This is a genomic window from Algoriphagus sanaruensis (assembly GCF_001593605.1).
Taxonomy (GTDB): Bacteria; Bacteroidota; Bacteroidia; order Cytophagales; family Cyclobacteriaceae; genus Algoriphagus; species Algoriphagus sanaruensis.
In genome coordinates, this window is the sequence record NZ_CP012836.1 from 3,781,676 (window position 1) to 3,802,829 (window position 21,154).

Sequence of the window (21,154 nt, forward strand, 5' to 3'; positions counted from 1 at the left end):
TTGAGCTTAGAAAAAGAAAAAGAATCCGCAGGCGAAATCATTGATTTCAAAGTCCTCAGGCAGCTGTATGGATTCGTCCAACCTTATCGGTTTCAGTTTTATTCATTGGTTTTTTTAACCATCGCTTTGGCTGTATTGGCTCCCATGCGGCCCTATTTCATCCAAATTGCTATCGATGAGCATGTGGCCTTGGGCGACATGTCAGGATTGATCAATATTGTCTATTTGCTGATTGGGTTGATGATCCTGCAGGCAGTCGTTCAGTGGGCACACACCTATTATTCAGGTTGGATCGGACAAGTCATTATCAAAGATATCCGGGTCAAGCTTTACAAACACCTTCTCAAACTCCGACTGAAATTTTTTGACAATACCCCGATCGGACGATTGGTCACGCGAAACATTTCCGATATCGAAACTCTCGCAGATGTATTTAGTGAAGGATTGGCCGCCATCATTGGAGACTTACTCCAGATAATCACCATCCTAGGTGTGATGTTTTACATTGATTGGAAGCTCACACTAGTCAGCTTAAGCACACTTCCACTGATGATTATTTCCACATATGTGTTTAAAGAAAAAATCAAGGTGACCTTCAACGATGTTCGAAATGCAGTCTCCAACCTCAATTCCTTTCTTCAGGAGCATATCACTGGAATGAACATCGTGCAGATTTTCAATCGGGAAAAAAGAGAGTTTGAAAAATTCAAAGAAATCAATCGAGAACACCGCACGGCGCATATCCGATCAGTATTATACTATTCCGTTTACTTTCCAGTTGCAGAGATTATTCAAGCCATTGGAATTGGCTTGGTTGTCTGGTACGGAGCAGTAGGAGTCTTGGGTATGGAGCTTCAAATCGGTATTTTGATTTCTTTTATCATGTATCTGCAGCTGTTTTTCCGTCCTATTCGGATGATTGCTGACCGGTTCAACACCCTTCAAATGGGTGTCGTAAGTTCTTCAAGGATTTTTAAGCTTTTGGCTTCTTCCGAGCACATTGCCAATGAAGGGAGCTTTAAGCCTGAAAAAATTCACGGAAACATTCGATTGGAAAATGTCTGGTTTGCCTATACTGAGGAAGAATACGTGTTGAAAAACATCAATTTCGAAGTACAAAAAGGACAAACCATTGCACTCGTTGGAGCTACGGGAGCAGGAAAATCTTCCATCATCAATTTGATTTCAAGATTCTATGAAATCAACAAAGGGCAAATTTTAATCGATGGAACAGATATCCGGGAATTTGAACTTGGAATCTTGAGAAAACATATTGGTGTCGTGCTGCAAGATGTTTTCCTTTTCTCTAATAGTATTTATTACAATATCACGCTTGGAAACCCTAACATTACTCGAGAACAAGTGATGGAGGCAGCCGAACTTGTTGGGGCAAGAAAGTTTATTGAGCGTCTGCCTGGCGGGCTAGATTACAATGTAATGGAGCGGGGATCTACGCTTTCAGTGGGTCAAAGACAATTGATTTCATTTGTGCGAGCCATGGTTTACAATCCGGAAATTTTGATTTTGGATGAAGCTACTTCCTCTGTGGATACTGAAACTGAGGAGCTGATTCAGGAGTCCATTGAAAAAATGATGAAGGGAAGAACTTCCATTGTGATCGCTCACCGACTTTCGACCATCCAAAAAGCAGATCAAATTATTGTCCTTCACAAAGGCGAGATTGTGGAAACGGGAACTCATGACAGCCTCTTGGAAAAAGGCGGATATTATACCCAGCTTCACCAAATGCAGCTTAAAACCATGGCAATCTAATTGCTTTTCTAAACCAACTTTCCGATGAAACTTAGATTGATTATTCTACTCATGGCACTTCCATTATTGAGTATTGCTCAAGAACGAGGTGCCGGAATCCGATTGGGGGAACCGTTTTCTTTGACCTACAAAGATTTCTTGGATGATTACCTTTCTTTCGAAATTATGGTCGGTAGCGGAGGGGTAAATGGACCTAACTATTACCAACGATCCTTTGAGAATAATCCACCTTCCTCCGCCTCAATCTATCAAAGCTATTCAGTGCGTCGGGGAGTGTCTCTCAATGGGCGCATGGCTCTCCATGAAGACATCACGGACATGTTTGAAATCACCGAGGGCTACTTGCTAGGATATGCAGGAGTCGGAGCCCAATTGAGAACGACCAATGTGACCTATTCCTACCTCCAAGCAAATCCAAATCAACAAATCCTTCAAATCGAGGAGCGAAGTAACATTGACTTTGGGCCTGAAGCTTTTGGTGGGGCGGAATATTATTTTGAAGAATTTCCAATTAGTGTTTTTGCAGAAATTGGCGTTTTTCTAGAATTAATCGACCGATTTAATTTTAGAGGACAAGGCGGGATCGGTGTTAGATATCTATTTTAAGATGAAAAAATTAGGCATAGCAGTTTTTATCCTGCTAATTCTGGGCTCTGTCGGATATTTTTTCTTTATCAAACTTGGAGGGAATACCCCTATTCTTCTTAGTGTTGTTTCAGATGCTCCGTCTACTTTGATTGGGAAAACATACCGAGGTACTCCTCAAGATCCAAAATTAGGTGAGACTTTTCGAGAAATAGAACAATTGCAAAGTCTAAATCCTGGTACCAAAATCCATACGATATATTACTTAGAACCAGCAGGAAAGCTGGATACGATGGAGGTTTTTGTTGGCTTAGATTTACCATTTGCTACTGGAGAATTGGAAACCAAAGCCTTTCCGGAAAATCAATACATCTCAGCAAAACTCATCGCGAATAAATGGGTCATGCCAGGCCCTGAAAAAGTCAAAGAAGAAATCCGAGAATTTGCAAAAAGTAAAAACCTGACTCTCAAAGGAATATTCATCGACAAAATCACATCGGAATCTGAAGTAGAGGTAATTGCACCAGTGGAATAAGTTTCTTAAGGGAATTTTAATCAACCTTGGCACGATACCTGCCGTGAAAAGAGAAACTAAACCCACTAACAATATGAAAAAATTAGCAACTCTTTTCGTGATGGCAGGATTGGCGGCGTTCCAAGCCTGTACAGGACCAGAAGGCCCGATGGGGCCTCAGGGACCTCAAGGCCAACAAGGTCAGCCTGGGATTAACATTCTCAGCGAAGTTTTTGAAGTAACCGTTGATTTCACTGAAGCTGATAATTATGAGGCTATTTTCAATTTCACACCTCCAATTGTAGAAAGCGATGTGGTTTTAGCGTTTATCCGCTGGGAAACCAACGGCCAAAATCCAGTCTGGAGAGCACTCCCACAAACCGTTTTCTTTCAAGAAGGAGTGTTGATGTACAACTACGATTTCACCAAGGATGATTTCCGTCTGTTTTTAGATGGCCCATTGGATTATACCACGCTTGGTTCTGATTGGACACAAGATCAGCGATTTAGAATCGTGGTCGTTCCCGGAGATTATGCCGGAAACCGGATCGATTGGACAAATTATGAAGCAGTAACCAAGATGCTTGGAATTCAGGAAGAAGATTTTACGAAGGTCACTCCTACCAGAAAAAACTAAGTCTTGACGCAAAAGAAGTCTCCCAAAAGAGACTTCTTTTTTTATGTTTCACAGAATCCGTTTCCAAATAAAATTGGGGATGTATCTTTGCGCCATGCAACTTCAAAATGATCTGCTGCTGAGAGCGGCAAGAGGTGAAAAAACAGAACGAACCCCAGTATGGCTGATGCGTCAGGCTGGAAGAATTCTTCCCGAATATCGAGCAGTACGTGATTCTGTCAGTGGATTTATCGAACTAGCCCAAACTCCTGAACTAGCTGCAGAGGTCACCATCCAACCCGTAGATATTCTTGGCGTGGATGCTGCGATTATTTTTTCAGACATTTTGGTAATTCCAGAAGCCATGGGGCTTCCCTATGAAATGGTCGAAAAACGTGGCCCTTGGTTTCCAGAGACTGTTCGGTCTGAATCTGACCTAAAAAAGCTTCGAGTAGCTGATGGAGACAATGATTTAAAATATGTCATTGATGCCATTCAAATCACCAAAAAAAATCTCCAAGGTAGAGTTCCTCTTATTGGCTTTGCTGGGGCGCCTTGGACTATTTTCGCGTACATGGTGGAAGGAAGTGGCAGTAAAACATTTTCCAAGTCACGAGAAAAACTCTATCGAGACTCGGTCTTTTCTCACAAGCTTCTTCAATTCATTACAGACTCAACGATCAATTACCTAAAAGCTCAAATCCGAGCTGGAGCAGATCTGGTGCAGATTTTTGATAGCTGGGCTGGAATACTTGGTCCCAAGCAATATGAAGAATTTTCGCTTCGATACATCTCCCAAATCTGCGACGCGATCACAGAAGTGCCTGTAACCGTTTTTGCAAAGGGTGCCTTTTTTGCGCGAGAAGCGATGGGAAAACTCAATTGCGAAACGATTGGATTGGACTGGAATATGGGGATTTCGGAATCAAGAAAGTTAATTGGCGATACTAAAACCCTTCAGGGGAATTTAGACCCTGCTGCCCTTTATGGTAATGAAGAGCAAGTCCGAAAAGCCACTTTGGATATGATGGCCGAATTTCAAGGAAGTCGTCATATAGCTAACTTGGGACATGGACTATATCCGGATATTGATCCCGAAATGGTGAAGGTATTTATCCAAACCGTGAAAGAATTCTAACCTTAAAAAAGCCTTCCAAATTTAAATTTGGAAGGCTTTTTCAATTATATGGGCAAAATCGAATCTCCTATTCGGATGGTACCAGATTGCAAGGCGACCACATTTTGACCAAACATCACTTTGTTTTTAATAGTCCGATAGCTAGCTAGTGTTTTCAAAGGTTCCTTACCTGATATCCCTGTAGTTTGATCGACCGTGGTGAGCACACATCGGGCACAAGGTTTTACGATTTGAAATTCAATCGCCCCAATTCGAATTTTTTTCAATTCGTCCTCAAGGAATGCCTGACCACCAACGAAAACCAAATTCGGGCGAAAACGATCCATTGGAACTGGGACTTCTAGTCTAGAATTAAGATCATCCAATGAAGATTGCCCAATAATTAAATAAGGCATTCCATCTGCAAAACTCACCGATTCAGCGTTGACCGCATAGCGGGGATCCACCTTGCGCTGGGAGGTTTCAGGCATCACGACTAGTTCCACATCAAATCCTATGAACTCTGAAAACCAAGCTCCAATTTCTTCACTCACCACTTGGGCCTCCACTTGATCATCCCAAATAGAAACCTCCACTTTAGGACCATCCGCCAAAACGAAAGGAATTGAAATCTGGTATTCGGTTTTCACTTTAGAAAATACTACTAACCCATCATCCTGAATCCCTACTTGCAGAAGTGCCAACTTGGGGAATTCCCTTTGAGAGACGAATCTCTTTTGTGAGTCGACAAGCATCCACCTTCGATCATATTGAAAGCCTTTTTCTTGTACAAGTGCTTCTTGTACCCGAATCCCTCCCAAAGATTTGATGGGGTAGATTAAAATATCTTGGAGTGTCAAGTTAAAATTCATGCATTAAAAGTAAGGAAAAGAAGATTCTCGTGGATTGGATTTAAAAAAACCAAACTAGAAACGATCAAACTGACTTCCTATCAAATTCGCTTTTTGATGATTTATCAAAGTGGAATTTCCGCATTGGATCAAGGTCTTTTCAAATGGAATTTGCTGACACATTACCTTAAATGGCAAGGATTCCAAACTGACAAATCGTGCTGAGAAGCCGGACCAAATCGTGACAATTCGGAATTGGCAATAAGCTGTAATGATGACTTTTCCTGACAAACTGACACCAAAAACAGGAATTCAGCGCATGGCACACGGCTTGAACAAGGGGGATAGTAACGATTTAGAAACACATAAAACTTATATAATCATGGGAAAAATTATCGGCATTGACTTGGGTACTACCAACTCCTGCGTTGCAGTAATGGAAGGTAATGAACCTGTAGTCATCCAAAACAGCGAAGGAAGAAGAACTACACCATCCATTGTGGCTTTTCTTGACAATGGAAATGGAGAGCGAAAAGTAGGTGACCCTGCAAAGCGTCAGGCGATTACCAACCCTGCCAACACCATTTCTTCAGTAAAAAGATTCATGGGAAAGAAATTTTCCGAAGTATCTGAGGAGAAAAAACACGCCTCTTACAAAGTAGAACAAGGCTCAAATGACACCGTTGTCGTTAAAATCGGAGACCGTTCTTACACCCCTCAGGAGCTTTCTGCCATGATTCTCCAGAAAATGAAGAGTACAGCAGAAGATTTCTTAGGTCAAACAGTTACTGAAGCGGTTATCACTGTTCCTGCATATTTCAATGATGCGGAACGTCAGGCCACCAAAGAAGCTGGTCAAATTGCTGGACTTGAGGTAAAACGAATCATCAACGAACCAACAGCAGCGGCTTTGGCTTACGGGATGGATAAGAAAAATCAGGACATGAAGATCGCCGTGTATGACCTTGGTGGTGGTACATTCGATATCTCAATCCTTGAATTGGGCGACGGAGTATTTGAGGTTAAATCAACCAATGGTGATGTACACCTAGGTGGAGATGATTTTGACCAAGTCATTATTGACTGGTTGGCAGCTGAATTCCAAGCTGAAGAACAAATCGACCTTAGAAAAGACCCGATGGCTCTTCAGCGATTGAAGGAGGCTGCAGAAAAGGCAAAAATCGAATTGTCTAGCTCCGCTTCCACTGAAATTAACCTTCCTTACATTACAGCTACTCAAACCGGACCTAAGCACTTGGTAAGATCTCTTAGCAGATCCAAGTTTGAGCAACTTTCTGAAAACTTGGTACGAAGATCTATGGAGCCTTGCAAAAAAGCGCTTCAGGATGCTGGCTTAAGCACTTCTGACATTGACGAAGTAATCCTGGTAGGTGGCTCTACCCGAATTCCAAAAATTCAGGAAGAAGTTGAAAAATTCTTCGGCAAAAAACCTTCTAAAGGTGTGAACCCAGATGAGGTTGTGGCTATTGGTGCAGCTATTCAAGGAGGAGTTCTAACGGGTGAAGTTAAAGATGTTCTTCTTTTGGACGTAACTCCACTTTCATTAGGTATTGAGACCATGGGTGGCGTATTTACCAAATTGATTGAAGCAAATACCACCATCCCTACCAAAAAATCAGAGGTATTCTCTACGGCAGCAGACAATCAGCCAGCGGTAGACATCCATGTACTTCAAGGAGAACGACCATTGGCAAAAGACAACCGTTCCATTGGCCGGTTCCAATTGTCAGATATTCCACCAGCTCCACGAGGTGTTCCTCAAATCGAAGTGACCTTCGATATTGACGCCAACGGGATTCTGAATGTATCTGCGAAGGACAAGGGAACTGGAAAAGAGCAGAAGATCAAAATCGAGGCTTCTTCTGGCCTTTCTCAAGATGATATCGAACGAATGAAGCGAGAAGCAGAGGCAAATGCAGCCGCTGATAAGGCTGAAAAAGAAAGAATCGAAAAGTTGAACCAAGCAGATAGCTTGATTTTCCAAACTGAAAAGCAATTGAAGGAATTTGGAGATAAGCTTTCTGATGGAAACAAGGCTAATATTAACAGTGCACTCGATGCTCTTAAGTCAGCCCATGGTTCTCAAAATCTTGAAGGAGTTGATGCCGCTATGGCCAACTTAAACAAGGCTTGGGAGGCTGCTTCTACTGAAATGTATAATGCTACTCAGGGAGCAGGACCACAAGGTCAAGCTGGACCAGAAAGTGGAGCTTCTTCTAATGACGGTGTGGCTGATGTAGATTTTGAAGAAGTGAGCGAGGATAAAAAGTAATTTTTAGCCTAATTCAAATGGGACAGCATCTGTTGAAAAGCAGATGCTGTTCTTTTATAGATTCAGCATACCGAGGCTAAACCATTCAAAAATTAACCCTTTGAATTCATGCAATTGACTGCAGATAATAAGCTAAAAAAATTAATCGTGGTGGGTGATCGGGTTCTTATAAGACTCAAAAAACCAAACGAGAAAACAGGTTCAGGTTTATACCTGCCGCCAGGGGTTCAAGAAAAAGAAAAAGTCCAACAAGGATACATCATTAAAGCAGGACCAGGATATCCGATTCCAATGCCTGTCGAGGATCATGAGCCATGGATGGAAAATGATGAAAAAGTGAAATATGTACCGCTTCAAGCCAAGGAAGGTGATTTAGCTATATTCTTACTCTCTGGAGCTCATGAAGTGATCTATGAAGGTGAAAAATATTACATCGTCTCTCAAGGTGCGATTTTGATGCTTGAGCGAGAACAAGATCTTTAAAGAATAAACCCCGACAATTTCTTTTGTCGGGGTTTATTCTTTTCTCCTAATCAATGAATCCATCCTTTTTTTGGACGCATCGATTTTGGGAGCTGATAAGAAGCTTTCGTTGAGACCTTAGAAGCTGGAGTATCCCAAGGATTTTTATTTTTTGCTTTCAGCCCCTGAGGATTATTCACCTCGTCTCTGAAGCCCACCTTGAATTTTCGAGCTGATTCTTCCATCCAAACTTCCGTATTCTTAGCTATTGGACCTTGGATGGGTGAAGTTCTTGAATCATGCCAAATGGTAACTTTAAGCTTAGATTTTGGTGCTAAATGAGCATTTTTGGCTTTGGGGCCTGTCAGGAAGTTTTGTGAATATCCTGAAGATAAAATGAAAAACAGGGGGATTAGGATTGTCCACTTTTTCATGGAAGTATATTTGGGTTTGCACAAATATATACAGAAATGAAAAGTGAATTGTTCCAGATATTCGGGTGATTTTTAATTTTTTATCCATTTATAAAAAATTTAATTCCTTAAAATCAAAATAACCAAAATAATATAAGGATCATTTTAAGACCGACATTTCTAAAAAACAACTACCCGATTCAAAATTAAGGTTAAATAAAAGCTCACTTTTGGTAGATTTTGATAAAAATGAAAAAACCGAGGCGAAAATCACCCCGGCTTTTATTTAACAATAGACCCTGTTTAAACTTTTTTCCTAGAAGGCAAAAACTGCTGCCAACAGGAAGGAAGCCAATCCTTTGCTTCCATTCAAATCTTTATTAACGAAGAATTCCTCCTTCATACTGTCTACCCGAAGTTCAGGAATTAGCGTAAGATTGCTTCCTACTTTGATATTCCCTGATAAAGTTCCCGCAAATACACTTCCTTTTCCAGACTCATCCAAACCAACTACTCCCTCAAGTCCTGAATTAAATACAGAGAAATACTCACCTCTAAATCCTATCCCAAATTTCTCAGTTGGTTTTGCTTGCAAATAACCTGCAAAGCCATAAAATCCAGCTCCATCGCCGCCAATCTCCTGAATATCAGAACCTGTATACACTTCACCGGAAGCAGATGTATTATAAGTAGTATTGACACCTAAGTACATGACATCTGAAAGATTAAACCCAGTAGTTAAATCAACTTGAAAGGTCTTTCCTAAGGAAGATTCTCCTGAAATCAATCCCCCATTATCTGTCAACCGACCATCTTGATCTCCATACACAAAGTTGAGGTAGGTATTTCCTGCATCTGTGGAATATCCGAGTTGTGCTCCCAATGTATAGGTACCATTCAAGTTGAATTCAGTCATATCAGTTGGGTTCATGACAGCAGCCAGAAAGCTGAATTTATCCGAAAGTTGGAAGTTTGCTTTTAGGCCAGTATGTGAAAATGGTCCATAAGAAAACATGTATGAAGTAGAATAATTGAAGTTGGCTGTTGGGGAGATTACCTCATAACCTAAGAAGGTATTGAAGTTACCCATTGTTAAAGTCACCTTATCAGACACGTTCCAATAGACGTAAAGCTGATTGACAATTTGGGAGCTTCCTGCCATCCCTCCTGCATAAAGAGGAGAGCCAAATACAGCGTCTTCTCCTCTTGGACCAAATACCAAGTCAATTACAGCACCCACTTTTTTTCCTTCGTAGGTTGCAATTACGTTCGCCATTCCAAGGGAAAACCCAGGAAGATTTGCAAACGAGGAGGCTGGGGCTTGAAAACCTTCACCTTTATTTGGAGCATTTAAGTTAGTTCTAAAGTAAGCATCAACTGATCCGGAGAGAGTCAATGTTCCTGTTTCTTCAGTAGTTTCTTCTTGCGCAAAAACGGTGTTTAAAGAAAGCAATGCTGTACATATAGCTAGTAGAAATAAGTTTTTCATTTTAATTTTGAATGTTGGTGAATGATAGAGTTGACCAATTTGAACCCAAGTCCGGTTGAAAGAGAGTCGCGTTTTTTTCTCCGGACTGGGTTCTCTTTTCTTGTAAGGTATAGTTAGTTTATTCGTCGAATACGATTGTGTAGCCTCGGATTCCGTGTTCATGGGAATCCAATCCTAATCTTTCGTGCTCTTCTGAAACACGGATTCCGATGGTCTTTTTCAAGATGAAGAAAATGAGGAATGCTGCAGTGAATGCGGTAACACCACAAATTGCCACCCCGATTAATTGTGTAATGAAAGAATGATCTGGGTTGGTTGAAAAGATACCAACCGCGAGTGTACCCCAAACTCCACAAGTCAAATGGACAGAAACTGCACCCACTACATCATCGAGTTTGAACTTATCCAAAGTAATAGCTGAAACAACAACTAGAATCCCCCCAATGAATCCGACTAAAATGGAAGCTCCTGGATTGATGACATCTGCTCCTGCAGTGATTGAAACTAGACCAGCTAAAATTCCATTGAGAACCATACCTAAGTCTAATCGCTTAAATGCAAAGTAGGCAGCGAAAAACCCTCCCATTCCACCTGCACATGCCGCCAAAGAAGTGGTGACCAGCACAAAGGAAACCAAGCCGGGATCTGCGGAAAGAACTGAACCTCCGTTAAATCCAAACCAACCTAACCAAAGTAAGAAGACTCCAATTACAGCAAGCGGAATACTTACCCCTGGCTTTTCGATGGTTTTCCCGTTTACATATTTACCCAATCTAGGACCTACCAAGATTACTCCAGCTAATGCCCCCCAGCCACCAACAGAGTGAACTAAGGTGCTACCCGCAAAATCATAGAAGCCCATGGCATCTAAGGCTCCGCCTCCCCATTTCCAGCTTCCGATTAAAGGATAAATCAAGCCTACATAGAATAAAGTGAAAATTAAATAAGCCACTAATTTGACTCGCTCAGCTATCGCTCCTGAAACAATAGTAGCGGCTGTAGCGGCAAACATGGCTTGGAATAAAAAGTCAGTCCAATAGGTATATCCTCCATCTGCGTAGCCAGCAGTCACATCAGCTGATCCAGGAGAAAACCAGAACATATTCCATCCTGCTGAGTCAAAATTAAACCATCCAGGGACATCAAAGCCTGGATACATTAAATAGAAGCCGACACAGGCATAGGACAAAATACCAATGATAGGAGTTACGGTATTCTTAAAAAGGATATTGACCGTGTTTTTAGCTTGGCCAAATCCCGCCTCTACTCCGGCAAAGCCGAGGTGCATAATAAATACCAATGCCGTGGATAGCATCATCCAGACATTGTTTGTCGTGAGCAAATTTTTAGAAAGCTCAACCGACAAATCCATCGCGGCCACATCATTGGCCAACAGGGGTGCGAAGTTTAACATAGGTTTGAGAATAGGTTGATGATAGAGTTACTTTATTGAGTCGCGAATAAAGCTTGAACCAAGGTAGAAAATTATTTTGATTAAAAAACAAACCTATTTTTGAAAATTTTACATCATAAAAGCATTTTGCTTATCATTTTTAAACCATATTTTACATTTTTTTCATTTTTAAACCGATTTAAGGCGTTTTAAACACCCTGTATTCGAAAAAATTAACATCAATATCAAATAAGAAAATTTTATGAAATCGATTACGAAATCATTTATTCAAAATTAAATTTTGAATAAATTAATTTTTACCACATTAAAGAAAGATCAATCGAGAAAAAACAAAGAAATCATTGATAATTGACTAATTACAAAAAATGTAATTTTTGAGTATTTGGTATTTTTTTTAACCTACATCTGAAAAATTGAGATTTAATTTTAAAAAAGACCTTAAAAATCAACCCTAAAATAAAAAGGCCCAGTAAATACTGGGCCTTTTTGCATTTTTAAACATCTTGCCTTTTATTTTTTCAATTTCGCAAAGTCTTTGGCAAAATATGAAAGGATGATTTTTGCTCCGGCACGCTTAATTGACAATAAAACCTCATTCATGGACCGATTATAATCTAACCAACCTCGCTCAGAGGCCGCTTTGATCATACTATATTCCCCAGATACATTATAGGCGGCTATTGGCAACGGGTAATTATCTTTCAATAACTTAATTACATCCAAATAACTCAATGCAGGCTTAACCATTAAAAAATCAGCACCTTCTTCCAAATCCAAATCCGCTTCAATCAATGCCTCTTGACTATTTGCGGGATTCATCTGATAAGTCTTTTTATCTCCAAATTTGGGAGCCGAATCCAGCGCATCACGGAAAGGACCATAAAAAGCACTTGCATATTTAGCTGTATAGGACATAATTGAGGTTTCTGTAAACCCATTTTCATCCAACAACTCTCGAATATACCCTACCCGTCCATCCATCATATCTGAAGGACCTAAAATATCTACTCCAGCGTCTGCTTGCGCAAGAGACATTCTAGCTAAAATTTCCAGTGTCTCGTCGTTTAAAATTTTCCCTCCTTTTACTAGGCCATCATGGCCATCACTACTATAGGGATCCATCGCAACATCGGACATCAGACAAAGCTCAGGAAAGTTTTTCTTGATTTCTCGAAGAGCCTTGAGATAAAACGTATCTGGATTATAGCTTTCGGATGCAATTTTATCCTTCTTGCTTTCTGGATATGCTGGAAATACGTCGAAAGACATAATCCCCAAATTCATACATTCTTCAATCTCTTTTAACATAAGGTCAATCGAAAATCTGTATATCCCAGGCATTGACGCCACTTCGATTTTTTGAGTTTGACCTTCAATTAAAAAAAGAGGGAATATTAAATCATTTACATTCACCTGTGTTTCTTCCACCATATTTCGAACGGCTTCAGATTTTCGGTTTCTTCTAGGTCTTCGTTGCATATCGATTAAGATTCCTACAAAGGTAAAGTTTCCTGATCATTTGGACTTGAGTTGAATGCATAAAAAAGGCATCCCAAAAGAGATGCCTTAATAATTCAAAAACTGAGATTTAGAAATTAACTTGGGCCTGAAGCCTAAGCAAGCTTCCTTTTTGTCTATTTATTGGATTGATTGAATTTTCAGCAGTTCTATCTGAAATAGTATACATCCCAACTAATTCAAAACTTTTATGTGGCTGCCACTCTACACCAATCTCAAATTCATTTACTCTATGACGTGTTGCATCCATTTCAAACTTTTTACCACCATGGTAATAGTGATATCTAGAAAACGGAATTATAACATGTTCCCCAAACCGTGCCATATAACTAGCTAACACGTAACCACCATTCAAAGGAGCATCCTCTACTTTATTGGTTTCGGGATTATACTCTGGCCCCCTTCCCCAATTATATTCTGCCTGAATTCCAAAAGGCTGAGGATACAAAACAAAGGTTGGTCCAAACCTATACTCTCTAAATTCTCTTTGATCTGTTCCGGAGATCAATTTTGAATCAACAATGTATTTTCCTGTATATCCCTGGACAGATGCCTCGAGGTATTGTCCGGATGAAAACTTAAAAGGGTAAGTAAATCGAGATACCACATTTAAATTTTTGTTCTTATCCTGGGCATTTGGACCTTGTCCATTGTAAATACCAAGTCCAAACATCCCATAATCACCAGAACCTTTAAGGCCCGAAGAAACTAATTCTCTAAATCGTTTCCTGATTTCCTTTGGGGCGTAATAAAAGAATAATCCAGACTCACGTTCATTAGGAACAGCGGAATTCAAACCATCATTCCGATCAAGAGGAAGTCTATTTTGACTTGATTGCATGTTTTCAAATCCAAATGGAACTTTAGACTGCCCTATCCGAACTCTAAATTCTTGATCTTCATCCAACGCCAAATCAAAATAGGCATCTCGGATTTGAGCCAAATTACTCCCTCCAGATGCAAAATCTGGCTGAATGTATAAATAAATCCGCGGGTGAATTTGACCATAGAAAACCAATCGAATTCGTCGAAAGAAAAACCCACCACCGGATCCTCCCCACGACTTATCACATTGGTCACACTTTAGATCAGGGTTTGTTTCAAACAAACCGTTATAACGCAATTGAGCGTATCCCCTCAGTTGAATTTTCTCATACCAAGGTCTTGGTGCTACGACAGGAGCACTTTTTTCAGTAAGCAGCGTATCTCTTTCGGATCCCCTTGCAAAAGAGCCGGAAAAGACCAAGGTTACAATAACCAAGGCTGCTGCGAAAGATTTTCGCATACAGGAAGATTTAATTTTTAATTGTACAGCGATGCAAAGTTGAACCTGAAATATGTATTAAAAATGAACCCAGAATTATCAAATCATTATTCAAACTAATTTTACACTTTATCTTAAATGGGGGGAAATTTAAAAAAATGCTTTCAATCGAAAAATTAAAGGTTTTTATTATTACCAAATTGTTAACCCTAAGATTCAATGTTAACAAAAGTTGAAATTAATGTTAAGCCAATTAAAGCTAATGGAGAAGAGACAACACCTTATCGACATCCAACCCTAGGTAATTATCGATATAAAGATCACATATCGGTAACTGCTCAATGGTATGTGAAGAAAGAACCCCAACCACTTTCATTCCGGCATTTTTTGCGGCGGATACGCCTGAATAAGAATCTTCGAAAACAACGCACTGATCTGGATTGAGAGCCAAATTAGAGGCAGTCTTCAGATAAACTTCCGGATCCGGCTTATGCCGAGTCACTTGCTCACTGGCCAGTGCTGAATTCAAATAAGGAAAAAGATCCAAACGACCTCCAATAAGTTCCAGATTGGCAAATGGGGCAGAGGTCGCTACACCCGTTTTAATCCCGTTACTTTTCAAAGAATGAAAAAAGTCAAGAAACCCTGGAATAGGATCGACATGCTCTTCATAAATTTTCCGGAACAAGCTTTCCTTTTCAAATTCCAATTCAGCTAATTCATCCCCTTCAATCTTCCTGCCTAGAAAATGGCTGAGAATATAGCCATTGTTTTTCCCATACATATGATCCTGAAATTCCTCTTCAGTAGGAAATAGGCTCCTCTTCTCAAAGAACAATTTAAAAGCTTTAGAATGAAAAGGATTGGTATGACAAATCACACCATCCATATCGAAAAAACTGCTTTTGACATTTTTTTTTAAACTCTGGTAGAAAGTTGGATTTATGGAGTTTCACTCGAGAATTAAAGGCCTTTATTTCGAAAACTCTCGAAGTACTCCTTCTATGATATCGCAACATTCATGAAGTTGCTCTTCGGTAATTACTAAAGGAGGTGCAAATCGAATAATATTTCCATGGGTAGGTTTAGCCAATAGTCCATTTTCCGCCAGACGAACACAAATGTCCCAGGCCGTGGAACTTTCAGATGTATCATTAATTACTACTGCATTCAATAATCCCTTCCCTCTCACCAATTTTGCAATGGGATATTTTTGAATTGCCTTAGTCATTCGACTTCGGAAAATCTGACCAAGCTTTCTAGCATTAAGAGCCAATTTTTCATCACGAACCACTTCTAGTGCTGTCATAGCAACTTTAACGCCAAGTGGATTTCCCCCAAATGTAGACCCATGCTGCCCTGGCTTTATTACTTCCATAATTTCCTTATCTGCAAGCACCGCAGATACCGGATAAAAGCCTCCTGACAAAGCCTTACCCAAGATCAAAATATCAGGTTTTGTATAGCTTTCTTGGCGCTCACAATGCCCTTGACAAGTACAATTCCCACAAACAGCCAATAGGGAACCCGTTCTTGCTACTCCAGTTTGAATTTCATCAGCGATCAAAAGCACATTCTTTGACGCACAAGCTTCCTTTGCTTTCCGGATATAATCATCAGCAGGAGTATATACACCAGCCTCTCCTTGAATTGGCTCCACCAAAAAAGCAACAACCCCTTCCTGACTGAGCGCACTCTCTAGGGCAGAAATATCATCATAGGGAATTCGGATAAATCCATCTGTAAATGGACCAAAACTCTTCCGTGCATTGGCATCATTTGAAAAAGAAATGATCGTAGTCGTTCGCCCGTGGAAGTTGTTTTCTGCTACAATTATTTTAGCCTGATTTTCAGCCACACCTTTTCGCTCATACCCCCATTTCCTCGCAAGTTTAAGTGCTGTCTCCACTCCTTCAGCACCTGTATTCATGGGAAGAACCATTTCAAATCCGAAATATTCAGTGATATATTTTTCAAATGGACCCAACACGTCATTATAAAAAGCTCGAGAGGTTAAGGTCAGAGAACCTAGCTGCTCTATCATTGATTCTTTAATCCGTGGATGACAGTGACCTTGATTGACCGCCGAATAAGCAGACAAAAAATCATAATACCGCTTCCCTTCTACATCCCAAAGAAAGACCCCTTCACCTTTTGAAAGTACAACCGGTAGCGGGTGGTAGTTGTGAGCACCGTATTTCTCTTCTAAGGCAATTGCCTGCTTACTTGAAGTGATGGTTTCCATGAATTATGTAATTTTGATTTCTTAAAAATTAGATTTCCAAATATAGGAATTGCCACTTGGCCAACCATGAAAGAACCTAAGAAGCCTCTTCCAGCACTCACTCCTGATGACTATTATATCAATGAGCAAGGATTGATGGTTTTTACATCCAAATATCATTTAAAAAGAGGTTATTGTTGTGGGAGCGGGTGCAAGCATTGCCCGTATCCAAAAGGATAAAAACACAGGGAATATTTTTGAAATGCTTTGTTGTTAATTCCCAAAAAGTTCCGATATTTGCAGACTCATTACAGAAACGCATACCAATTACGATACATAATCATGGCAAAAGTTTGTGACATTACCGGAAAAAGACCTCGAGTAGGTAACAACGTGTCCCATGCAAACAACAAGACCAAGCGTAGATTCTATCCAAATCTTCACAAGAAGAGCTTCTACGTTCCTGAGGAAGACGCATGGATTACTCTTAGAGTGAGCACAAAAGCATTGAAGACAATCAATAAAAAAGGCATTACTGCTGTTTTGAAAGAAGCACAGGATAATGGCATGATTGTAATCAAATAATCAAAGTCACAGTCCCTTAAATCAACACCGAGATGGCTAAGAAAGGAAACAGAGTACAGGTGATTTTGGAATGCACAGAGCACAAGACTTCTGGCATGCCAGGTACTTCAAGATATATCACTACCAAAAACAGAAAAAACACTACTGAAAGATTGGAATTGAAAAAATTCAACCCAATCCTTAAGAAAGTAACTGTTCATAAAGAAATTAAATAATTTTAGCTCGGGCATAATCCCGCTTAACCCACAAAGAAATGGCTAAGAAAGTAGTAGCAACCCTAAAAAAAGAAGGTGGCGTATCTTACGCCAAAGTGATTCGTGCCGTAAAGTCTGACAAGACCGGTGCCTACACCTTCAAAGAAGAAATGGTTCCTTCCACAGCTGTGCAGGACGTTTTGAAAAAATAATTTGCCGAGTGCATCGTAATTTATTCAAGTCCCTCTGATTAACTCAGTAGGGACTTTTTCATTATATTCCACTTTTACTAACCTTAACCCCAATGGGCATATTCGGTTTCTTTTCAAAAGAAAAAAAGGAAAGTCTAGATCAAGGCCTCCAAAAGACCAATGAATCCCTTTTTTCCAAACTTAGCAAAGCAGTAGTCGGAAAATCCAAGGTAGATGAAGAAGTATTGGATGAACTTGAAGAGATCCTCATTACCTCTGATGTCGGTGTAGATACAACCATCAAAATAATTAGAAGGATAGAAGAACGGGTCTCTAGAGATAAATACCTAAATGCCGGGGAATTAGATCAAATTTTAAGGGAGGAAGTAGCAGGACTTTTAGAAGAAAACAATAGTCAGGATTTATTGGATTTTGACATCCCTGCAAACAAAAAACCCTATGTAATCATGGTGGTGGGAGTCAATGGTGTCGGTAAAACAACCACCATTGGAAAACTCGCTAACCTATTTAAATCTTCTGGGAAAAATGTAATCCTAGGTGCAGCAGATACGTTTCGTGCTGCAGCTGTAGATCAGTTGATACTTTGGGGAGATCGAGTTGGAGTCCCTGTCGTTTCTCACGGCATGAATACCGATCCTGCCTCAGTTGCATTTGATGCCATCAAGCAAGGGGTAGAAACTGGTGCAGATGTGGTCATCGTAGATACCGCGGGACGCTTGCATACCAAGGTTAACCTAATGAACGAGCTAAGTAAAATAAAGCGCGTGATGCAAAAATTTGTACCTGACGCACCACATGAGATTATGCTGGTTTTAGATGGATCTACTGGGCAAAATGCATTTATCCAAGCTCAAGAATTCACCAAAGCTACAGAGGTAACCTCTCTAGCCATCACCAAACTAGATGGTACTGCAAAAGGCGGAGTAGTGATTGGGATATCGGACCAATTTAAAATCCCAGTGAAATATATCGGGGTTGGAGAAAAAATGACTGATTTACAAATATTTAATCGAAAAGAGTTTGTAGACTCTCTTTTCAAAAAGAAGTAAACCAAAAGGCCAATTTTAAATCCTCTGAGATTTCAGAGGATTTTTTTTTACTTTTTTTTAAACCCAATCAAAAAAAAGCCGTAATTCACAATGATATCATTTTAACATCATATTGACATGGAAAAAGTCATCAAACCTTCATCAGGCTATTTTATGCTATTCTTGACCTTGGCAGGAATTGGCCTCGCAATTTAAGGTTTCACCTTAGGGCTTCCTTATGCAATCCTAGGAGGTATTATCCTGCTTACATCATTTATTTGTTTGGCAGGATTCTTTATTGTCGACCCAAACAAGGCAATGGTATTGCTACTCTTTGGAGAATATAAAGGGACAGTAAAAGCCAATGGTTTCTTTTGGGTAAATCCCTTTATGACGAAGAAGAAAATTTCACTTCGCGTAAGAAACTTTGAAAACAAACCACTTAAGGTCAACGACAAGATTGGCAATCCTGTCATGATCGGCACTATCGTAGTCTGGCAAGTGGAAAACACCTTCAAGACGACATTTGATGTAGAAGACTATGAAAACTTTGTTCATTTACAGACCGACGCAGCAGTCAGAAAAATGGCAGGTTTGTATTCGTATGACAACTTTGATGATGACCATTCTGAAATCACCCTTCGATCTGGTGTAGAAGAAGTAAATCATTCCCTGGAAAAGGAAATTTCTGAAAGACTACTCCAGGCTGGAATCAAAGTCATTGAAGCTAGAATATCAAACTTAGCCTACGCCTCAGAAATCGCTTCCGCAATGCTTCAAAGACAACAAGCCACTGCGATAGTAGCTGCTCGACAGAAGATCGTTGAAGGAGCTGTTGGAATGGTAGAAATGGCCCTAGCGGATCTGAAGATGAAAGACATCATCGAGTTTGATGAAGAAAAAAAGGCAGCAATGGTATCCAACTTAATGGTGGTTCTTTGTTCGGATCGAAGTGCCAATCCTGTTCTAAATGTGGGAACACTAAATCAATAATCTCATGGTCGTCAACGAACAGCAAAGCTTTCGCGGTACACTTCTCATGTATGGAGTCATCCTCCTTGAACTACCCTCTTTAGTGCTGATTAGCACACTTTATTTTACGGGGAAGTTAGGGGAGGAAGGGTGGATTGCTTTGTTGGTCGTTGGCACACTAATCCCGCTTACCTTTCTTTTCTTGATGAGTATTGACTTGGAATTGAGGATGGACGAATTTTCATTTTCCTATAAAAGTGGCCCCTTTCAACGGAATTGGAGAAAGGTGAAAAAAGAGGAAATTCAATCCATTACGATCCATAAAAAAGATGGGTTTATGGATTACGGAGGAGTTGGGATCCGATATTCTGGTAAAACAAAGGCCTATATCTTCTTTGCGGACTATGTTATCGAATTAGAAATTGGTAAGAAAAAATTGGCCTTTACGACCAATAAACCACGAGAATTTCAAGAAATGATCGACCACTGGAAATCTGAAACAAATTAAAATTATGGCCAATTTCATTTTCCAAGAGAAACAACGTTTTCGTCAAATTTGGCTTTGGACCATTTTACTGGGAGTCGGAATAATAGTTATTGTAGCTATTGTTCTTGAGTTAAAAAATGGAGAATCCGTCTGGGAAGGACTAATTCCACTAGGAATCATAGCCCTCGTTTTTGTTCTTATTGCTCGAATGGAATTAACCACCCGAATAGATGAGCATTCTTTAAGTTTCAAATTCTTCCCTTTCATTAGAGAGCGAAAATATAGTTTTGACAAGCTTACCTCTATGGAATTAATAGAATACAATGGGCTATTAGAATATGGCGGCTGGGGAATTAAGTGGAATGTAGATTCCTGGTCATATACTATTGGAGGCAGGTTTGGCATTTTGGTAAAAACAGGAAGTAAAAAGTTCCTGATAGGAACCCAAATACCAGAGGAAGCAAAGAAAGCGATCAAGCAGTTTAATGAATTTAAAGCCCAATCTTATGGCAGCTAAGAAACCATTTGCACTCAGGCTGGATGAAAAGATGATGAAAGCTGTCGAAAAGTGGGCTGCTGACGAATTTAGGAGTACCAATGGACAATTGGAGTGGATCATTCGTGAAGCATTAAAAAAATCAGGAAGGTGGCCAAACGATTTGAAACCAAACGATTCAGATATGAACTGAATTGATAATACTCGAGTTATTTAATTAACACAATCCAATTTAGTATATGAAACCATTTGTTTTAGCTTTTGCCATCATGGCATTTTCATCGTTTTTAGGGATCACAAAATTAGCTGCACAGGAAGTCATTGTTAACTCTACACTTTCTAAAGAAGAACAAAAAGCAATCATAAAACTTCAAAAAGCTAAGGAAGAGCTGGAAAAATCAAAAACGAAACTCTTTAAGCTCGAGGAGACTTATGATAAAAAAAGACAACGCCTTGATAAAAAGAATGCCCAGGGGAAATTGTCACCGAATGATATCGCAAAAGAGACGAAAGCAATAGAAAAACTGGGTAAGAAGATCGATAAGGAAAAAGAGCGAATTAAAGAGTTAGAATTATTCCTACAGGAAAATGAATCAATTTGAGTATCCAAAATTCTTACACCAAAGCCCGATAGTCTTTTCTATCGG

The 21,154-nt window shown here is 39.9% G+C and carries 25 protein-coding genes; 17 read left to right on the forward strand and 8 right to left on the reverse strand.

The window, feature by feature from the left end; translation table 11 throughout:
- The 5 genes from AO498_RS16490 to hemE all read left to right on the forward strand — a co-directional run bounded on the left by AO498_RS16490 (nt 1) and on the right by hemE (nt 4,626).
- Nucleotides 1-1,773, forward strand: coding sequence for an ABC transporter ATP-binding protein (locus tag AO498_RS16490; protein WP_067550013.1), 1,773 nt, complete (start codon nt 1-3; stop codon nt 1,771-1,773).
- 24 nt (nt 1,774-1,797) lie between these two features.
- Nucleotides 1,798-2,379 carry a hypothetical protein gene (locus tag AO498_RS16495; protein WP_067550014.1) on the forward strand — a complete coding sequence of 194 codons (582 nt, stop codon included), beginning with the start codon at nt 1,798-1,800 and terminating at the stop codon, nt 2,377-2,379.
- Between the two features lies 1 nt (nt 2,380).
- Nucleotides 2,381-2,893 (forward strand): hypothetical protein, encoded by a 513-nt coding sequence (locus AO498_RS16500; protein WP_067550016.1) that lies wholly within the window; start codon nt 2,381-2,383, stop codon nt 2,891-2,893.
- A gap of 73 nt (nt 2,894-2,966) precedes the next feature.
- Nucleotides 2,967-3,509 (forward strand): hypothetical protein, encoded by a 543-nt coding sequence (locus AO498_RS16505; protein ID WP_067550605.1) that lies wholly within the window; start codon nt 2,967-2,969, stop codon nt 3,507-3,509.
- A gap of 94 nt (nt 3,510-3,603) precedes the next feature.
- Complete coding sequence (hemE, locus tag AO498_RS16510) at nt 3,604-4,626, forward strand: uroporphyrinogen decarboxylase (RefSeq protein WP_067550018.1); 1,023 nt, start codon at nt 3,604-3,606, stop codon at nt 4,624-4,626.
- Between the two features lie 44 nt (nt 4,627-4,670).
- Here the strand turns inward: hemE and AO498_RS16515 are convergent, their stop codons facing one another.
- The gene (locus AO498_RS16515) at nt 4,671-5,477 is read right to left on the reverse strand and encodes an MOSC domain-containing protein (protein WP_236778616.1); all 807 of its coding nucleotides are present in this window, start codon (nt 5,475-5,477) and stop codon (nt 4,671-4,673) included.
- A gap of 361 nt (nt 5,478-5,838) precedes the next feature.
- On the opposite strand from AO498_RS16515, the gene dnaK reads away from it, so the two are divergent.
- The gene (gene dnaK / locus AO498_RS16525) at nt 5,839-7,749 is read left to right on the forward strand and encodes a molecular chaperone DnaK (RefSeq protein WP_067550609.1); all 1,911 of its coding nucleotides are present in this window, start codon (nt 5,839-5,841) and stop codon (nt 7,747-7,749) included.
- A gap of 108 nt (nt 7,750-7,857) precedes the next feature.
- On the forward strand, nt 7,858-8,232 hold the full coding sequence (locus AO498_RS16530) for a co-chaperone GroES (RefSeq protein WP_067550022.1): 375 nt from the start codon (nt 7,858-7,860) through the stop codon (nt 8,230-8,232).
- Between the two features lie 50 nt (nt 8,233-8,282).
- Here AO498_RS16530 and AO498_RS16535 read toward each other — a convergent pair whose 3' ends face one another.
- The 7 genes from AO498_RS16535 to rocD all read right to left on the reverse strand — a co-directional run bounded on the left by AO498_RS16535 (nt 8,283) and on the right by rocD (nt 16,554).
- The gene (locus AO498_RS16535; protein WP_067550024.1) at nt 8,283-8,645 is read right to left on the reverse strand and encodes a hypothetical protein; all 363 of its coding nucleotides are present in this window, start codon (nt 8,643-8,645) and stop codon (nt 8,283-8,285) included.
- A gap of 295 nt (nt 8,646-8,940) precedes the next feature.
- Nucleotides 8,941-10,113, reverse strand: a complete 1,173-nt coding sequence (locus AO498_RS16540; RefSeq protein ID WP_067550026.1) for a porin — start codon at nt 10,111-10,113, stop codon at nt 8,941-8,943.
- A gap of 118 nt (nt 10,114-10,231) precedes the next feature.
- Nucleotides 10,232-11,527, reverse strand: coding sequence for an ammonium transporter (locus AO498_RS16545; RefSeq protein ID WP_067550028.1), 1,296 nt, complete (start codon nt 11,525-11,527; stop codon nt 10,232-10,234).
- Nucleotides 11,528-12,037: 510 nt separating this feature from the next.
- The gene (hemB, locus tag AO498_RS16550) at nt 12,038-13,006 is read right to left on the reverse strand and encodes a porphobilinogen synthase (RefSeq protein WP_067550030.1); all 969 of its coding nucleotides are present in this window, start codon (nt 13,004-13,006) and stop codon (nt 12,038-12,040) included.
- A gap of 109 nt (nt 13,007-13,115) precedes the next feature.
- Complete coding sequence (locus tag AO498_RS16555; RefSeq protein ID WP_067550032.1) at nt 13,116-14,330, reverse strand: porin; 1,215 nt, start codon at nt 14,328-14,330, stop codon at nt 13,116-13,118.
- 238 nt (nt 14,331-14,568) lie between these two features.
- The gene (locus AO498_RS16560) at nt 14,569-15,198 is read right to left on the reverse strand and encodes an HAD family hydrolase (RefSeq protein WP_067550034.1); all 630 of its coding nucleotides are present in this window, start codon (nt 15,196-15,198) and stop codon (nt 14,569-14,571) included.
- An 84-nt stretch (nt 15,199-15,282) separates the two neighbouring features.
- Nucleotides 15,283-16,554: an ornithine--oxo-acid transaminase gene (gene rocD / locus AO498_RS16565; protein ID WP_067550036.1), complete on the reverse strand. Its 1,272-nt coding sequence runs from the start codon at nt 16,552-16,554 to the stop codon at nt 15,283-15,285.
- A 66-nt stretch (nt 16,555-16,620) separates the two neighbouring features.
- Between rocD and AO498_RS17210 the strand changes: the two genes are divergently transcribed.
- The 10 genes from AO498_RS17210 to AO498_RS16605 all read left to right on the forward strand — a co-directional run bounded on the left by AO498_RS17210 (nt 16,621) and on the right by AO498_RS16605 (nt 21,109).
- Nucleotides 16,621-16,773: a DUF5522 domain-containing protein gene (locus AO498_RS17210; protein WP_157883977.1), complete on the forward strand. Its 153-nt coding sequence runs from the start codon at nt 16,621-16,623 to the stop codon at nt 16,771-16,773.
- A 102-nt stretch (nt 16,774-16,875) separates the two neighbouring features.
- Nucleotides 16,876-17,118, forward strand: coding sequence for a 50S ribosomal protein L28 (rpmB, locus tag AO498_RS16570; RefSeq protein WP_067550611.1), 243 nt, complete (start codon nt 16,876-16,878; stop codon nt 17,116-17,118).
- A 32-nt stretch (nt 17,119-17,150) separates the two neighbouring features.
- On the forward strand, nt 17,151-17,333 hold the full coding sequence (rpmG, locus tag AO498_RS16575; RefSeq protein WP_014020702.1) for a 50S ribosomal protein L33: 183 nt from the start codon (nt 17,151-17,153) through the stop codon (nt 17,331-17,333).
- Nucleotides 17,334-17,371: 38 nt separating this feature from the next.
- Complete coding sequence (locus tag AO498_RS17060; protein ID WP_082792273.1) at nt 17,372-17,524, forward strand: DUF4295 domain-containing protein; 153 nt, start codon at nt 17,372-17,374, stop codon at nt 17,522-17,524.
- Between the two features lie 92 nt (nt 17,525-17,616).
- Nucleotides 17,617-18,573, forward strand: coding sequence for a signal recognition particle-docking protein FtsY (gene ftsY, locus AO498_RS16580; protein ID WP_067550038.1), 957 nt, complete (start codon nt 17,617-17,619; stop codon nt 18,571-18,573).
- A 222-nt stretch (nt 18,574-18,795) separates the two neighbouring features.
- The gene (locus AO498_RS16585; protein ID WP_236778675.1) at nt 18,796-19,545 is read left to right on the forward strand and encodes an SPFH domain-containing protein; all 750 of its coding nucleotides are present in this window, start codon (nt 18,796-18,798) and stop codon (nt 19,543-19,545) included.
- A gap of 4 nt (nt 19,546-19,549) precedes the next feature.
- Nucleotides 19,550-20,032 (forward strand): hypothetical protein, encoded by a 483-nt coding sequence (locus AO498_RS16590; protein ID WP_067550040.1) that lies wholly within the window; start codon nt 19,550-19,552, stop codon nt 20,030-20,032.
- Between the two features lie 4 nt (nt 20,033-20,036).
- Nucleotides 20,037-20,528 (forward strand): hypothetical protein, encoded by a 492-nt coding sequence (locus tag AO498_RS16595; protein ID WP_067550042.1) that lies wholly within the window; start codon nt 20,037-20,039, stop codon nt 20,526-20,528.
- Nucleotides 20,518-20,700 carry a type II toxin-antitoxin system antitoxin gene (locus AO498_RS16600; protein ID WP_067550044.1) on the forward strand — a complete coding sequence of 61 codons (183 nt, stop codon included), beginning with the start codon at nt 20,518-20,520 and terminating at the stop codon, nt 20,698-20,700. The genes AO498_RS16595 and AO498_RS16600 overlap by 11 nt, the downstream gene beginning before the upstream one ends.
- Nucleotides 20,701-20,746: 46 nt before the next feature.
- Complete coding sequence (locus AO498_RS16605; protein WP_067550046.1) at nt 20,747-21,109, forward strand: TraJ family protein; 363 nt, start codon at nt 20,747-20,749, stop codon at nt 21,107-21,109.
- Nucleotides 21,110-21,154: the final 45 nt, after the last annotated feature.

Coding starts and splice junctions, on each gene's coding strand:
- AO498_RS16505 (WP_067550605.1), top strand. CDS start 2,967: ATGAAAAAATTAGCAACTCTTTTCGTGATGGCAGGATTGGCGGCGTTC.
- rpmB (WP_067550611.1), top strand. CDS start 16,876: ATGGCAAAAGTTTGTGACATTACCGGAAAAAGACCTCGAGTAGGTAAC.
- AO498_RS16600 (WP_067550044.1), top strand. CDS start 20,518: ATGGCAGCTAAGAAACCATTTGCACTCAGGCTGGATGAAAAGATGATG.
- rocD (WP_067550036.1), bottom strand. CDS start 16,554: ATGGAAACCATCACTTCAAGTAAGCAGGCAATTGCCTTAGAAGAGAAA.
- AO498_RS16530 (WP_067550022.1), top strand. CDS start 7,858: ATGCAATTGACTGCAGATAATAAGCTAAAAAAATTAATCGTGGTGGGT.
- AO498_RS16515 (WP_236778616.1), bottom strand. CDS start 5,477: ATGAATTTTAACTTGACACTCCAAGATATTTTAATCTACCCCATCAAA.
- dnaK (WP_067550609.1), top strand. CDS start 5,839: ATGGGAAAAATTATCGGCATTGACTTGGGTACTACCAACTCCTGCGTT.
- AO498_RS16535 (WP_067550024.1), bottom strand. CDS start 8,645: ATGAAAAAGTGGACAATCCTAATCCCCCTGTTTTTCATTTTATCTTCA.
- AO498_RS17060 (WP_082792273.1), top strand. CDS start 17,372: ATGGCTAAGAAAGTAGTAGCAACCCTAAAAAAAGAAGGTGGCGTATCT.
- ftsY (WP_067550038.1), top strand. CDS start 17,617: ATGGGCATATTCGGTTTCTTTTCAAAAGAAAAAAAGGAAAGTCTAGAT.
- AO498_RS16560 (WP_067550034.1), bottom strand. CDS start 15,198: ATGGATGGTGTGATTTGTCATACCAATCCTTTTCATTCTAAAGCTTTT.
- AO498_RS17210 (WP_157883977.1), top strand. CDS start 16,621: ATGAAAGAACCTAAGAAGCCTCTTCCAGCACTCACTCCTGATGACTAT.
- hemE (WP_067550018.1), top strand. CDS start 3,604: ATGCAACTTCAAAATGATCTGCTGCTGAGAGCGGCAAGAGGTGAAAAA.
- AO498_RS16545 (WP_067550028.1), bottom strand. CDS start 11,527: ATGTTAAACTTCGCACCCCTGTTGGCCAATGATGTGGCCGCGATGGAT.
- rpmG (WP_014020702.1), top strand. CDS start 17,151: ATGGCTAAGAAAGGAAACAGAGTACAGGTGATTTTGGAATGCACAGAG.
- AO498_RS16500 (WP_067550016.1), top strand. CDS start 2,381: ATGAAAAAATTAGGCATAGCAGTTTTTATCCTGCTAATTCTGGGCTCT.
- AO498_RS16605 (WP_067550046.1), top strand. CDS start 20,747: ATGAAACCATTTGTTTTAGCTTTTGCCATCATGGCATTTTCATCGTTT.
- AO498_RS16555 (WP_067550032.1), bottom strand. CDS start 14,330: ATGCGAAAATCTTTCGCAGCAGCCTTGGTTATTGTAACCTTGGTCTTT.
- AO498_RS16590 (WP_067550040.1), top strand. CDS start 19,550: ATGGTCGTCAACGAACAGCAAAGCTTTCGCGGTACACTTCTCATGTAT.
- AO498_RS16495 (WP_067550014.1), top strand. CDS start 1,798: ATGAAACTTAGATTGATTATTCTACTCATGGCACTTCCATTATTGAGT.
- AO498_RS16540 (WP_067550026.1), bottom strand. CDS start 10,113: ATGAAAAACTTATTTCTACTAGCTATATGTACAGCATTGCTTTCTTTA.
- hemB (WP_067550030.1), bottom strand. CDS start 13,006: ATGCAACGAAGACCTAGAAGAAACCGAAAATCTGAAGCCGTTCGAAAT.
- AO498_RS16595 (WP_067550042.1), top strand. CDS start 20,037: ATGGCCAATTTCATTTTCCAAGAGAAACAACGTTTTCGTCAAATTTGG.